The sequence below is a fragment of the Methylophaga sp. F7 genome, from assembly GCF_056863975.1.
In genome coordinates this window covers 1086807-1100910 of the sequence record NZ_CM166511.1, presented here as the reverse complement: position 1 = coordinate 1100910, position 14104 = coordinate 1086807, and the positions used below count along the sequence as shown (strand labels likewise).

General features: G+C 37.1%; 15 protein-coding genes. 1 reads left to right on the top strand and 14 read right to left on the bottom strand.

Features of this window, described 5'->3' with window-relative positions; all coding sequences use genetic code 11:
* Positions 1-6: 6 nt before the first annotated feature.
* Genes AC08OG_RS05645 through AC08OG_RS05620 form a run of 6 tightly spaced genes read right to left on the bottom strand, consistent with a single transcriptional unit; the run spans position 7 to position 5146 of the window.
* Positions 7-1146 (bottom strand): WecB/TagA/CpsF family glycosyltransferase, encoded by a 1140-nt coding sequence (locus tag AC08OG_RS05645; RefSeq protein WP_482930266.1) that lies wholly within the window; start codon positions 1144-1146, stop codon positions 7-9.
* Positions 1143-1646 (bottom strand): glycosyltransferase, encoded by a 504-nt coding sequence (locus tag AC08OG_RS05640; RefSeq protein ID WP_482930525.1) that lies wholly within the window; start codon positions 1644-1646, stop codon positions 1143-1145. Before AC08OG_RS05640 ends, AC08OG_RS05645 begins: the two co-directional genes overlap by 4 nt.
* Positions 1639-2403, bottom strand: a complete 765-nt coding sequence (locus tag AC08OG_RS05635; protein ID WP_482930265.1) for a hypothetical protein — start codon at positions 2401-2403, stop codon at positions 1639-1641. Before AC08OG_RS05635 ends, AC08OG_RS05640 begins: the two co-directional genes overlap by 8 nt.
* Positions 2396-3319, bottom strand: a complete 924-nt coding sequence (locus tag AC08OG_RS05630) for a glycosyltransferase family 2 protein (RefSeq protein ID WP_482930264.1) — start codon at positions 3317-3319, stop codon at positions 2396-2398. Before AC08OG_RS05630 ends, AC08OG_RS05635 begins: the two co-directional genes overlap by 8 nt.
* A gap of 40 nt (positions 3320-3359) precedes the next feature.
* Positions 3360-3698, bottom strand: coding sequence for an SMR family transporter (locus tag AC08OG_RS05625; protein ID WP_482930263.1), 339 nt, complete (start codon positions 3696-3698; stop codon positions 3360-3362).
* 17 nt (positions 3699-3715) lie between these two features.
* Positions 3716-5146, bottom strand: coding sequence for a UbiA family prenyltransferase (locus tag AC08OG_RS05620; protein WP_482930262.1), 1431 nt, complete (start codon positions 5144-5146; stop codon positions 3716-3718).
* Between the two features lie 84 nt (positions 5147-5230).
* Between AC08OG_RS05620 and AC08OG_RS05615 the strand changes: the two genes are divergently transcribed.
* Positions 5231-6457 (top strand): glycosyltransferase family 39 protein, encoded by a 1227-nt coding sequence (locus tag AC08OG_RS05615; RefSeq protein WP_482930524.1) that lies wholly within the window; start codon positions 5231-5233, stop codon positions 6455-6457.
* A 6-nt stretch (positions 6458-6463) separates the two neighbouring features.
* Here the strand turns inward: AC08OG_RS05615 and AC08OG_RS05610 are convergent, their stop codons facing one another.
* From AC08OG_RS05610 to AC08OG_RS05575, 8 genes are read right to left on the bottom strand one after another with little or no spacing between them, the layout of a single operon-like run.
* Entirely contained in the window at positions 6464-7474 is a 1011-nt protein-coding gene (locus AC08OG_RS05610; protein ID WP_482930261.1) for a glycosyltransferase family 2 protein, read from the bottom strand.
* A complete protein-coding gene (locus AC08OG_RS05605; protein WP_482930260.1) occupies positions 7467-7988 on the bottom strand; it encodes a serine acetyltransferase in 522 nt (173 codons plus the stop codon). Before AC08OG_RS05605 ends, AC08OG_RS05610 begins: the two co-directional genes overlap by 8 nt.
* A complete protein-coding gene (locus AC08OG_RS05600) occupies positions 7988-8512 on the bottom strand; it encodes a serine O-acetyltransferase (protein WP_482930259.1) in 525 nt (174 codons plus the stop codon). The genes AC08OG_RS05605 and AC08OG_RS05600 overlap by 1 nt, the downstream gene beginning before the upstream one ends.
* 8 nt (positions 8513-8520) lie before the next feature.
* Complete coding sequence (locus AC08OG_RS05595) at positions 8521-9504, bottom strand: glycosyltransferase family 2 protein (protein ID WP_482930258.1); 984 nt, start codon at positions 9502-9504, stop codon at positions 8521-8523.
* A 19-nt stretch (positions 9505-9523) separates the two neighbouring features.
* A complete protein-coding gene (locus AC08OG_RS05590) occupies positions 9524-10540 on the bottom strand; it encodes a glycosyltransferase family 4 protein (protein WP_482930257.1) in 1017 nt (338 codons plus the stop codon).
* Positions 10541-10557: 17 nt separating this feature from the next.
* Positions 10558-11943 (bottom strand): hypothetical protein, encoded by a 1386-nt coding sequence (locus AC08OG_RS05585; RefSeq protein ID WP_482930256.1) that lies wholly within the window; start codon positions 11941-11943, stop codon positions 10558-10560.
* Position 11944: 1 nt separating this feature from the next.
* Positions 11945-12856: an NAD-dependent epimerase/dehydratase family protein gene (locus AC08OG_RS05580; RefSeq protein ID WP_482930255.1), complete on the bottom strand. Its 912-nt coding sequence runs from the start codon at positions 12854-12856 to the stop codon at positions 11945-11947.
* A complete protein-coding gene (locus AC08OG_RS05575) occupies positions 12849-13988 on the bottom strand; it encodes a glycosyltransferase family 4 protein (RefSeq protein WP_482930254.1) in 1140 nt (379 codons plus the stop codon). The genes AC08OG_RS05580 and AC08OG_RS05575 overlap by 8 nt, the downstream gene beginning before the upstream one ends.
* Positions 13989-14104: the final 116 nt, after the last annotated feature.

Here is a 14104-nt window from a genome sequence, read left to right as displayed (position 1 = left end):
CTATTTTTATTTATTTGTCCAGATTAGCCTGAATCTGGGTAAAACGCCAGATAAGCGTAGCAGTGTAACAATCTTGTCAGGAAAATCTTTTAATAACATTTGTTTATTGCGATTTCTCAGCTTGCCTTGATAGATCATTATCCTGGCGAGGACATCCATTGATACGTTTTGAATGTCTTCCCCATCAATAATGATATTTTTATTTTTTTCCAAGGCAGTTTTAAAAGCCGAGTCTAATTCGGGTAACTGTTCAGAAGAGATATTGCCCTTCAATCTAACCATGAAATCTTCATGATGCGGTAATGTATCAGCTAAAACTTCTGAGTTGCTAGCGTCTACGTTTCGTTTAAGTCTCTTTATATATATAGCTAAAGGCAATGTTTGTGTCAGCAGCATCTGTATGAATCGCAAACCATCACCAAAGTAGCGTTTATATAGCTTCGGTTCCTGTTTGATTCGCCATAACCACTCAATACCAAAACGTTGCCATTTTTCAGGGGCACGTTGCACACTTCCTGCAACAAAATTAATCACAGCTCCCAAATGACTAATAACTGGAGCATTTAAACTATCTTGGTTTTGCATAATCCAGCGCTGCCCTTTTTTCGCGCCTAGCGCAACAACAATAAAGTCAGGCGCACAAGCATTGATATGCTCAATAATGCTCAGGCTACTCATGGCTTCAATCGAAACAAACCCCGGATCATAAAATCCACAACTTTCCATACCTGGACTGGTTTTATTCAATTCATGATGCGCTTTTTCAGCAATGCCGCTTTCACCACCAAAGAAAAAAACCCGAATTTTTCGCTCTCTGGGTTGATTTGATAGATAAGCGAACAAATCCGAACCAGCAACTCGTTCTTCGATTGGCAGATGAAGTAATCTGGCTACCCAGATAAGAGGCATGCCATCTGCAACAACCAGATCACTTTCAATCACTGAGTTATAAAATTCAGGATCATCCTGTGCCATGACGGTGAAATTAAGATTAGGCGTAGAGACAAAGCAGGAAGTCTGTTGTTCGATAGATTCTGAGATAAACGCTGCAGCCTCTTTGAGTGATACGGCATCAAAAGGCAGCCCCAATAAACAATACTGATTCCTAACAAAACTCAACTGAGGTGTTGAACCCGTTAATTTCATTTTTTTATTCTGCTATTTATTGAGGTCTGAATTAACTTTATAAGCTTTGCCACATTTTTATTTAACAAGAACTCCTCCTCAACTCGTTGCTTGCCTCCTGAAATCAAACGTAATCTGGTATCAGGTGAATCCATAAGTTGGCTTATCACCTTGGCTAACTCAGTATCATTATCAGAGGGTATCGTTAAACCAGAAATATTATTTACCACTAATTCCGGAATGCCTGAAAGTTCGGTTGAAATCACCGGTATCTGGCAAAGCATGGCTTCCATTAACACCACGGGGATTCCGTCCATATCACCGTTACTGTCTTTTTTACACGGCAACACAAACACATCCAAACCGCTTATAAACTCAGCCACCTGATCATGGGGTAAGGCGCCGACAAACTGGACGGACTCATCTGTTATTCCGAGTGAAGCTACCTGATTTTTTAAGGCAGATTCCAGCGGACCATTACCCGCAATTTTCAAACATACTTTTCGATCATCTTTAACCAGTTTGGCAATAGCAGCGATAAGCGTATCTATTCCTTTTTTTCAACGAGTCGGCCGACTGTACCAATAGTGAATATCTCATTCTTTTGGGTGGGTTTAGCAGGAGGCTGCCATCCCTGGTCAACACCGCATCGAATAATTTTAATTTTTTTGAATCGGCGTTTAAATTCTCAAGAAATCGTTGATTAAATTCTGAGATGGTGGCAAAAAATGCAGACCGAGCTACCTTTTGCTTGAGTAACCATCCCCTTTCGAATAAATCATTGGCATGCGCCTGAACACTAAAGCCAATGCCTGCCATCGGCGCAGCATACATCGCAATATCCGTAGGGATATGAGCAAAATGCACATGCAAGTGTTGAATTCTGCCTAGTCTTAGCTGTTTTGCCAAAGTTGCCGCATAAAAAAATCGATAACCAAGACCCAATGCAGAGCGGGAAATCAGCCCTTGATTGAAAACATCACTTATTAATCGTCCAGCAGCTTGAAAATACCCACTCGGACGCGTAACTAACATAAACAGATTATCTGATAAAACCTGAAATTTAGCTGTCTCGTACAAATGAAAAACATTAGTTCTTAACGCACTAAGCGATGTTTCAGTGGCAAGATGCCCCGGCCGATGCACTGAAAAAGGCTTTACTTCAACCCCAAGCCTATTGAGCTCTAATATTTCGTTATAAACAAATGTTGATGATAGTGCTGGAATCTCGGGGGCCAGATAAGCTATTCGCAATGAAGAATCAGCCTTATCAGGCATATTGTTGATCCCACACCTTTGCCTGCTGAGCATTCAGCTCTTCAGTTGCTTTGGTTTTACCTTTTAATAAACATTGCCATTGATATTTGTTAATAAATCGAACCAGTTCTTTATCATCAAATCGTGGCTTACCTTGCAGCATGCTTTTCACGTATCCCCACCACATGGCAGCACCGCCAAGGAAATAAGGAGGATGCAACATTCGAAAGATCGATGAGGCTGTCATGTAGGTAAGACCGGTTCCCATAAAATATTGACCAAACCCATGACGCATACGTCCAGTAACAATACCTTGCTGGCTTGATCCCATTGGTCGTAAATGGATAAAGCGTAAATCATGTTCATCCCAACTTACTGCAATCCATCCCATTTGCCTACATTTATGACAATCAATGCCATCCCACATAACCTGACGTACAAATCCACCAATCGCTTCAAAACAGGTGCGTCGATAAAACTTGGTCATACCTACCGACATTTCATCACCACATTTTTCACTTATCAGTTCACCTGTTTTTTTATCTCTAAAATATGCCTTACCGCTACAAGTCCCAATCCGAGGGTTCTGCTGCATCCGCTCGATTAAAATTTCAAAATATTTAGGGGGTAAGTCCAGATCCAAATCAAACTTACAGACATAATCAAATTGAGAAACATCAACTTGATTATAGCCATGATAAAAAGCTTCGATCACCCCAGGTCCTACACTACGATGCCCACGGTTTTCACGAGTAATGATTTTGATAAATGGATATTTTTCTGCATATTCAGCCAGAATCTTCGGGGTTTCATCGGTCGATCCATCATCCACAATAACCCACGAATCTGGCTGCACCGTTTGATTCACCACGCTATCCAAAGTAATACGCATATACGCGTCTTCATTCCGGCAAGGTGAAACTAGTAAATAGCTCATAAAACTTCCTATCAATTTTCTATAGGTAAAATATTATTGTTTATCGGGCGAGCAGAAATACACCTGAAACAACAAGCATAGTGCCAATCAACTTTTGCAGAGTGATTGGTTCATGTAATAAAAAGTGAGCAAAAAGCATGGTGCCAACGAAACCAAGTCCAACAAAAGGATAGGCTCGGCTCACTTCTACTTTTGTTAAAACATACAGCCAAAACACCATACTCATGCCATAACAAAATAAACCCAATATCACGAACCTATTAAAAACCAGTCCGGCAGTTTCAAATGAGACCCAGGTTTCAGGAAAGATCAGCCTCCCCATTCCAGCTTTTAGAGATAACTGAGCAGCAACAGATAACATTACGCTGGCTAAAATCATTAATAACGTTAGATAGCTCATAAAAGTTTGGCCAACAGGGTAATAACTAAAATAAAGCTAATAGTGACAAAACTTCCCTTGTTTTTCATTGAGTACACAATTGGATCATCATGCATTTCGCCTCGATTGGTTTTCAACCACATTCGTAAAAACCAATAAGCAAAGGCAGGTAATGTTGCCCATAACAATATTGGCATTGAATAATCTTGGCCTTCCATTGAGAATTGAACATAAAAGGCCATCAGTAACAATGAAATAAAAGCTGATGTAACACCAAAACTTTGCATCAAGTAATAATCATCAACCTGATAATCTCTTCCGATGGCTTTATCTTTATTAACTTTAGATAATAACTTTAACTCGGCACACCGTTTGACCAGCGCCAAGCTGAAAAACGTAAACATGGAAAATGCTAACAACCAGAAAGACAGTACAACATTAATTACCATCGCTCCGGCGATAATACGGATAGTAAATAAACTGGCTAGTGATATCACATCAGCAATCACATAGCTTTTAAGAACAAAAGTATATAGAAGCGTCAGGATCAGATAAGCCAGAATAGATAATTGAAATGCAGTATTGGTAAAAACAATTGCCCCAATCAAAGTAACAATAATCAAAACGGCTGCTAATAGGATTGCTTCTCGAATAGTTAACATGCCAGAAGCAATAGGTCGCAGACATTTTCGAGGGTGTGCTCTGTCGGCATCTATATCAAGCAAATCATTTAATAAATAGGTTGCGGATGCGAGTAAAGAAAATAGAAGGAAGCCAATCATCGCATTCCCCCAAACAGCTGGTTCAAGATAAAGCGATGATACAAATACCGGTACAAAAATAAGTATATTTTTTAGCCACTGGTGTACCCGCATGGCTTTTAAAGTAATTTTTAGTTTATTGATCTTTCTTTCAAATACACGTGTCACTGGTCTTTTTTTTGATAACCGTAACGCTGACTTAGTGGGATTAACTAAAAAGGATTCATCAGCCTTATCAAATAGGCAGAAATCAAATGTCTCATTGCCAGCGTAGGCAAACGTTGGAGAAACTTCAAGGCAGTGTTTTAATTTGTTCTCGCCTTTCATGTTAAACGTGGCTGATGTGGCCAACACACCATCAAAAATACCCAGATGCTCAGCAATAGCATCCGCATGATTTTGATGACTAGCCGTTGCCAAAAATAACTTTCTACCCCGTTCACGCTGCTCTTTGAGAAACACCAGGAAGTCATGGTTATAAGGAAGTGTGGCAGCATTAACTTCTACTCGCTCAGCAAGCTTGTGTTTTAAATTCGCCTTACCTTTAGTTAACCAGCCGATTAATAAGAAAATATTTAATGGGTTTTGTTTTAAAAACTTTAAACTGACTTCTAACAACAGGTCTGTATAAATAAGTGTTCCATCCAAGTCCACAAAAAGTGGGAACATGTCCTTATCGTCAATCATATAAAAGATTCTCTGTTTTACTCGTTAATCATTTTACGTCTACAATAAACTACTGAATTTATTAGATAGGGACGTAGCTGAGTGATGAAAGATACATTGTTGACACAGTATGCAAAAAACACCTTATACATTGTTCTGATTGCATTCGCATTACGCCTTCTTTGGCTTTTACTAATCCCTGTCATACCAGTGTCTGATTCGGTAATGTACCACGAATTTGCCAAGAGTATTAGTAGTGGGAACGGCTATGCTTTTCCGGCAGGAAACCTCACGGCTTATTGGCCAGTGGGTACCCCAGCTATTTATGCTTTCCTTTACACACTTTTTGGTGAGTCATTCATCGTCATAGCTGTATTCAACGTAGTAGTCGGCTTATTAACACTTGTTTTAATTATGCTGCTTGCACGACTCTGGTTTAATGAATCGACAGCCTATATTGTTGGTATCCTCTACGCAATATGGCCTTCTCAAATTCAGTTCACTACGATTTTAGCAAGTGAAACCATATTCAATGTCTTTATTTTGCTAGGTTTATTTTTCTGGTATCGACCACAATCGAACACGCTTTTTAATTGGATTATTGGCACAATATTTTTTGTTGCAGCAACATATGTCCGTCCAATAGCCTTATTAATTCCTTTTATCCTGATTGGCTTAAGCTTTCTACGTGGCTTTAATTATAAACAACTGTTTAGTTCGTCAATCGTTACCTTGATTACAATGACTATTTTGATTACGCCCTGGGCAGTTCGAAACTACGATTTATTTGATGAGTTTGTTCTGATTTCTACTAACGGCGGGCCTGTCTTCTGGATGGGTAATAATCCTGATTCCACAGGTGAATACATGCCACTGCCAGAAAACCTGGAATTTGATTCAGAAACTGAGCGAGCTGATTACTTTAAATCTGAGGCCCTCAAACATATCAAAGAAGAGCCAGGTATTTTTGCGAAGAGATTAATAAAACGATTTGTAGACTATTATCGTTCTGAAAATATTGGTGTGAACTGGAATATTGAGGGCATAAAACAACAAGGACTGGATAAAACAGTACTGCCACTAAAATTAATCAGCTCAGGTTATTGGGTGTTATTGGTATTGTTGGCGGTCTATGGTGGCATAGGATTAATTCGGTCAGAGGGGTTTTATAATGCAACAACTGCCACTCCCATTATTGCTTTAATTGGCTACAATACAGTGCTACATACCATTATTGCCTCTGGGGACCGGTATCATTTTCCAATCATCCCATTTATAGGTTTATTAGCTGCGCACGCGTTATTCAAAATAAAAAATCGGATGCAAATATAAATTGAGCTACTTGTATTCAATTAAATTACCTTGCTTCCCATATGCATAATTTTTTAAAAAAGTTGTAACCCCCATAGACTGCGGCCATTTACCACCGACATTTGATGTTGCATAAATGAGTCCAAGGTAAAACGAATCGAGTTTATTTTTATATTGAAAAGCTAAACGTAAAATTTGGAAGGGATATATAAGCCACAAGCTTATGAAATCGTCTTCAATAATAGTTAAAAGAATAATGATAAGTGGAATTAAAACTGCCCAGACAACAATACTTCGGGTTTCTTTTTTTCGAAACTTTTCGGGCTCATGACCATGTAAAGCATAACTTTCAGCATATGCATGCCCAGCTCGTTCATTACGCTTCCACCACTGACCAAAACGGGTCATAGCAGCATCATGTAATGTCATTTCAGCATCTAATCGCATGATTTTCCAACCCAGTTGACGCATGCGATAACACATTTCAGGCTCTTCACCTGCAATCAGACTTTCACGATATCCATCAACAGCCTGAAGTGCCGTTAAACGAAATAACGCATCACCACCACATGCATTAGTTTCTCCAACAGGTGTATCCCACTCGATATCACATAACTGATTATAAATACTTACATTAGGAAATCGTTCACGACGGCGCCCACACACAGCAGCAAAATCAGGATTACTATCCAAAAAATCTTTCGCTTGTATAATCCATCCACGTTGGACCTCACAATCTCCATCTACAAATTGTACATAATCAATATTCGGTGAATTCTCTACTAATGCTGCCAGACCTGCATTACGAGCTCGTGCAGCAGTAAATGGTTGTGCCATGTCCAGTGACACAACTATTACGTTTAATGTTTGAGCCAGTTCGACACTACCATCTGTAGAACCTGAATCAACATAGACAATATGATCAAGTTCATTACATAGAGAACTTAAACATTGTTTTAACCGTTCACCCTCATTTCGACCAATAACGACAGAACCTATGTTTTGGTGGGCACGTGAGAATAATTCCTGATCAGTCATGTTGAATAACTTCTGCTGTGCTACCAATGATTTTTGCAGGTATACCAGCGACAATTGCATAATCAGGGACATCTTTTGTGACCACGGCATTAGCACCGATCAAGGCATGCATACCAATCGTTATGTCACCAATAACTTTAGCTCCTGCTCCTATATCTACATGGCCTATTAATTTTGGGGCCCCCTCACCTTCTCTTTTAACGCCAAGAGTAACCTGTTGATGAATTAGACAATTTGGACCAATATAAGACTTTGGATGAATCACAATCCCATTAGGATGGGGTAATAATAATCCTCCGGATATATCTAACAACAATGGAATATCAGCTGCAGTTATGACTGACCAAAAGCGATAACGCATTACACTTAGCTTTTTTAAGAGCTTATATAAAATCCCTTTCTTATCACTATATTTTTTATATAACCGGATACTTTGTAAAAGTTTCCGCGATGGGTCCCAGAATTGTCGAGGTTGCTCTCTTCTCCAATCAGGTGATTCTGCAGAAACGTTCATTATTTAATTCCTGCATCAGTAGACTGCATTTTTATGACTCGCGCTGGAATACCAACCGCCACTCCATATTCGGGTATATCTGTTATAACCACAGCATTTGCACCGATTATTGCGTGATTGCCAATCTTAACACTACCTAATATTTTAGCCCCAGCACCGATATTGACATATGAACCAATTACCGGTGCTTCATGTGAGGTTTCAATGCTTTTATTTCCAATTGTCACTCCTTGTCGAATAATACAATGACCGCCAATTACTGCATTTCCATGAATCACAATGCCATGCTGATGTTCAAATGTGATGCTATCTCCAAGCTGTGCGGAATATGGCAATTCAATGCCGTATTTAAACCGCACATGATTTTCCATTAATCGATAAAAAAAACTAAGTGGTGCTCTAAAGAGCTTTGGCTTGACGTTCATTCTCCATCGGCCAAACCGATAAACCAATAGTACCCGAAAACCTGCGATGTTAATCGATTTACTATTAGCCTTTTTATCTTTTTTTATATTTTCAAACATTAAAAATGTTATTTAATCCATGACAAAAAAATACTATTACGCCAAAAATCTTTTAGCATGTGCTGAGGATCTTTATCAGGTTTATTTTGAATGAACCTTCTTACACGCCACAAAGTAAAACCGAATCCCCAAATCAGGTCAGCTAAAATATTCACTAATAAACCATAATTCTTTCTAAAATAATATTGTCTGGATTCAAACCAATATTTAGGACGTCTTTTACGCTTTATATCGCCACTAACAATCCCAGTACTTTGCCCAACATAGTGTATAACTTGGCTTTCAGGTACGTACCAGCATTCCCAACCTTCTTTTGCAGCCTGCAAACAAAAATCTGTTTCTTCATAATAAAGAAAGTACTTTTCATCCATTAAACCAATTTGCTCAATGACTTTGTAACGAATTAGCATGCTAGCACCCGCTACCCATTCAACTTGAATGTTATGCCTTGGTGCTCCATAGCTGGTTACATCCCAACCTGAGAGTATTTTTGTTATAAATCCTAACCTCAAACTAGAAATTACTTCACTATAAAGAGTGTGAAATCTAAATGCAGAAATTTGGGGTTCTCCATGTTCAGTCTCTAATTGGCTGCCAGCAATTCCTGCATTGGGGTGTAATTGCATAAAACTCAATAAATTTGGTATTGCATGATTTTTCAGTTTAGTGTCGGGATTTAGTAGTAAGACAAATTCTGGCGTATGACCATCACTCATATTATTAGCTGTTTTAACTGCCACATTATTACCATATGAGAAACCGCCGTTGTTATCTGAAGCAACTAGACTAACTAAATCCTTCAAAGAATGATCATTTATAAATTTTTGTAAAACTTGCACAGAATTATCAGGGGAATAATTGTCTACTATTACTACGCGATCAGTATCGCGATTCAATTGTGTAATTAGTCCTGGCAAAAGCTCACAGACAAGCGAGGCAGAATTATAATTAACAATACTGATCAATAGCCGAAAATGGAATAATTCAGACATAGAAAACCCATAATGAATTTCAGTTAATACCATTAAAGTTTTTGAAAAAACGTTCTAGATGTTTTTTCGTAACTTCTAGACTATAATTATGGGCATTAGCAAGCCCCCTCTGACGAAGGGATTCTAATAATGCTTTGTTGCTTTCAAGCAATTTCAGTTTCTCAACTACGCCAGTTACATCACCATCTTCGGCTATCAATGCTGTCTGATTATTATGCATAAATTCATTGCCACCACCACCAGTAAATCCAACCACTACACATCCGCACGCCATCGCTTCGAGGGGTGGTAAACCAAAACCTTCTGGATAACCAGTAGCCAAGAAAATATCTGCAGATTGATATTCTTTTATTAATTCATCTTGGGATAAACCATCTACAACTTTGAATTCAAAGCTACTTTTTTGCATAGCCCTCACGATATATTTTAAATCATCAGGATTTTTACGAGACATAGCTAATATTTTATTTTTTACTCTATCTTTTGGGTTAGGATAGAATTTATTTAGATCAATACCATTTGTAATCGTCACAGCAGATATATTCATCTTTGCTTTTACAAAGTTTGTACAATAGTCACTACAAGTAATAACATGGTCATATCCTAAATCAATATAACTTTTATAAGAATCATTATTTTTCAAACGAGTACTTAAACCTAACCAATTTTGTACAAATAAAACCTTTTTGGCATTTTTAAACATAAGGCCTTGATAAGGTTCAAATTCTGTAGCGACAATGATATCAGAGGGTGTTATATCCTTTAACACTTCTTCATACTTTTTACACTCAACTTCATAGCCATAAAAATTACCTTTATACTTTCCCATCATTAAAGGTATTGCTTCGAACCCGAGCTCTCTAAGTAACATACAATGTTGGTAGATAACTTTAACCCCACCAACCGGCTTCGGTTTCATAAAAAAACATTTCTTTAAATAATTAATAGCTTTTTTCTTAGAAATACTTTTAAAAAACCCCTTAATAGAGAATCTTTTTTTCACATACAAATCGGGAATCAAATAATATATTTTCAACTAAGAAATCCCTTTGATTAATCTACCGAATTCAAAACTTTAGTTTTTTCATGATTTTGAGTATCTTGTTTTATATTTTTACGAATATCATATACTCGTCCTAGCAATGAACCACTTATCAACCAATATAAAGCATTCATTGACGCATTAGGCATTTGGTCTAATAAAATTATTGCAACGATCAAAGCGTGTGAAGCTAACAAAAAAGCTTCATTTTTAGGAAAATTATTATTGGATTTTAATTTATAGGCAAGCCAAAGTGGAATAACTATAAATAAAAATTCTGACAAAAATCCAAACCACCCCTTTAGACCTAACTTAATTATCCAATTACCATCTGTAGTGCTGATGTCTTCACCAGTTTCAGAATCATATATTCGGTTTCTGCCCCACCCTCCCCATCCAAATAAAGGTTTGCTATTCGCATGATCTAATAAAATATTTTCATTTTTAAATCTATAATCTAATGATTGCTGCCTTTCTAAACTAATTATTCCGGCTATATTAGAAATTTGTTGATGAGGAAAAAGATTTAAAGAACTGGATAAAGGATAAGTTATAAATAAGACAGCTATTGCAATACTTACTAAATGCATCACTTTCCTTGAAGCAAGACTAATCATTAAAGCAGCAAATAATGCAAATACTAAAGCTGCAATGCTTTTCATTAATACTAGTGTAATTAAAAGAAACACCAATAATGCATAATTATTAAATGGCAGCACTTTTAAATTTATTTTTGATAATGAATTTAAAAAAGCTAAACCAATCGTAAAGAAGAAGGCCACTAATAGGCCATGCCCCATAAATACTATGGCTCTAAAACCTCCTTGTCTATACTGCTGGATCCAATCATGTGGAAAATACCCATACAAAATAACATGAAGCTGGGGACTCATTCGAATTTCATATAAAGCAAAGAAAGCATATATTACTGCTGCAATTGAAAACACCTTGAATAACATGATCTGCTGGTTATAGGTTCGTAAATAGTAAGTTCCAATTAAAAAAGGCATAAAATATAAGAAATTATTTACTGTGTCAGATAAACCATCATATAGTGTTAAACCGTGTATGAATCCATAAGGTTCAGGGTTATTCAAAACAGTTAGAAATGGCGATATAAAAAAAGCTATAACTAACAGTTTCATTTTTGTCGTGAGGTTTTGATAACCAAGAGATTTACCCGAAAGTAACAAATAAGCTGTAATAGTCAAAGTTGTTATTGAAAACTTGTTAAGTGGTGGAATTGCGGGTAGATCTATATTAAATCCAGCTGGGAGAAACATATAACAAACTAATAAACTTAATAGAACACCTTTTTCAATTCCACAACGTTTAATCAAAAAAATTACGATTAAAGGCCATATGCATATAGCAGCGTAAGCAATAATATTCGGCATGTTATTGTTTTAAGGCTTGAACAGTTTTGTATATACCCATTTCTAAATTAATCAATGGTTTCCATCCTAATTCTTGTTCAGCTTTGTCATTTGCAAGAACCATTTCAGGCACATCAAAGTCTCGCTTTTGTTTATAGATTAATTCGATCTTTGTTTCCAAAGCACGTTCAACATATTCGGCTACTTGATTAAGGTTATATCCTTGCCCACTACTAATATTATAGATTCCTGTTTTCTCAGCATTTAAAGCAGCCAATGTTGCTAAAGCAACATCTTGAATGTACAAATAATCTCGAATGACACTGCCATCCCCCCAAATTGTAACAGGTTGATTTTTTAGACCATTACTAATACATGTGCCAATAAAACCTTGTACACCAATGTGCCTTTGACCGGGGCCATAAGGATTAGATGGTCGAAGTATTGTAGTGGTGAAGCCATAGAGCTTTGCATACATCTGAAGATATTTTTCAATAGCTAACTTTACGATTCCATAACTACAGATCGGCTCTGTGGGATGATGTTCAGACATAGGGGTCAATTTGGGTAAACCATAAACAGTTCCACCAGATGAAAAATAAATCATGCGTTTTACGTCAGATTGGCGCATTAATTCGAGAATTTTTATTGTATTGATTAGATTGCCATTTACATCACTAATTGGATCCTTGTTGGAAGTACTCGGCACAGAAGTACTAACGAGATGAATAATTGCATCCATGCCAACTAGAGCTTCCGATATCGCTAAAACATCACTAATGTCGGCAGTGACAAATTCTACATTGGTAAGATCTAATTGATGAGGCTGCCTATCCAAAACTCGAAGAAAATGTCCTTCCCTTTTGAGGCAGTCAACAATATGAGAGCCAATAAAACCAGCACCACCCAAAACCAGAATTTTCAAATTACTCACTCTCCAATCTCCTACATAATTCACTTACGCGGCGTTGAGCAACATTATGCCAAAGAAAGAATTCAGCATTGTTACGCAGTGAGAGTGACATTTTCTTTCTTAAAGATGCATCGCGAACAAGTTGTCTAATTTTATCTATCCAAGATGACTTATCATATGGATCGATAATAAATCCATTAACATCATTTTTATAAACACCTTCACCCGCCATTGGCGATAATATTGCTGGCAGTCCAGCACCAAGAGCTAAATACGTTACAAGAGGGCTACCTTCCTCTAAGCTTGGCATTATAAAAATGTCCGCTTTTGAGTAATAAGATTCAAGATCATTGGTGAATGAAATAAATTCAATATTAGGATTTGGCCTATATTGCTCAACGATCTTTTTTAGCGCCTCATCGATCTTGCCTATTATTATCAATTTTGCATCCACTGCAGACGCTTCCCAGTAGTCTAGCAATAATTGCACACCCTTTCGAGGGATGACGCTTCCCACAAATAATGCATTCACTTTAGCATTCGAAAGTCGATGATTTTTTAATATGATTTCATCAGCATCTAATCCATAAGAACTTTGAATAATTTTTTTCTCATCAATGTTCGCTTGCCTGAGCGATTTTGTTACTTCCGGACTTGGACTGAAAACAAAGTCAGCTAGCATCAACTTTTGTTCTTCATCCAAAATTGAATCTTCCGTTATATGATGAAAATCTGATAGACCCAATCTGGTTGCTTCATTATCCAAAATTTTCTTTGCATAGCGTTGATGGCAATTAATGTTCTCAAAGACAATTATTTTGCCGGTGTTTTTAAGATAATGAACCGTTTTGATTGAGCAACCTGGCCATAAATAAGCAACGTCATACTCTTTCATTCTTTTTTTAAATCGCTGTTCTGTTAAAGCGATAACATTTCTATCCTTAAGGAATTTTGTGACAAATCGATAACTTAATTTTCCCCTGAAAGCCTGTTTGACGTGTTTTGATTTTTGAGCAAGATCTGAATGTATCGAAAAGATGTCAGATATAACATTCGTATTATTCATGGCTAGCGAGATAGAATGAGCTGCATATCCAATCCCATAGTCTTTGATATGATGGGGAAGATAAGCTAAAATTTTAAGTTTTTTCACTTTGGTCCTTCGTTTCTATTTCATTCATAGTTACTTTAGTAAGTTTCGCACGATGTCATTTTGAAAATCTTATAGGATTTGAACATTCTTTTAAGAAAATAACCGTTAGTTTATGG

What these genes read in the sequence shown, in the direction of transcription:
- AC08OG_RS05615 (WP_482930524.1), top strand. Translation starts at nt 5,231, where the DNA reads ATGAAAGATACATTGTTGACACAGTATGCAAAAAACACCTTATACATT.
- AC08OG_RS05605 (WP_482930260.1), bottom strand. Translation starts at nt 7,988, where the DNA reads ATGAACGTTTCTGCAGAATCACCTGATTGGAGAAGAGAGCAACCTCGA.
- AC08OG_RS05645 (WP_482930266.1), bottom strand. Translation starts at nt 1,146, where the DNA reads ATGAAATTAACGGGTTCAACACCTCAGTTGAGTTTTGTTAGGAATCAG.
- AC08OG_RS05620 (WP_482930262.1), bottom strand. Translation starts at nt 5,146, where the DNA reads ATGATTGACGATAAGGACATGTTCCCACTTTTTGTGGACTTGGATGGA.
- AC08OG_RS05610 (WP_482930261.1), bottom strand. Translation starts at nt 7,474, where the DNA reads ATGACTGATCAGGAATTATTCTCACGTGCCCACCAAAACATAGGTTCT.
- AC08OG_RS05600 (WP_482930259.1), bottom strand. Translation starts at nt 8,512, where the DNA reads ATGTTTGAAAATATAAAAAAAGATAAAAAGGCTAATAGTAAATCGATT.
- AC08OG_RS05635 (WP_482930265.1), bottom strand. Translation starts at nt 2,403, where the DNA reads ATGCCTGATAAGGCTGATTCTTCATTGCGAATAGCTTATCTGGCCCCC.
- AC08OG_RS05595 (WP_482930258.1), bottom strand. Translation starts at nt 9,504, where the DNA reads ATGTCTGAATTATTCCATTTTCGGCTATTGATCAGTATTGTTAATTAT.
- AC08OG_RS05630 (WP_482930264.1), bottom strand. Translation starts at nt 3,319, where the DNA reads ATGAGCTATTTACTAGTTTCACCTTGCCGGAATGAAGACGCGTATATG.
- AC08OG_RS05585 (WP_482930256.1), bottom strand. Translation starts at nt 11,943, where the DNA reads ATGCCGAATATTATTGCTTACGCTGCTATATGCATATGGCCTTTAATC.
- AC08OG_RS05625 (WP_482930263.1), bottom strand. Translation starts at nt 3,698, where the DNA reads ATGATTTTAGCCAGCGTAATGTTATCTGTTGCTGCTCAGTTATCTCTA.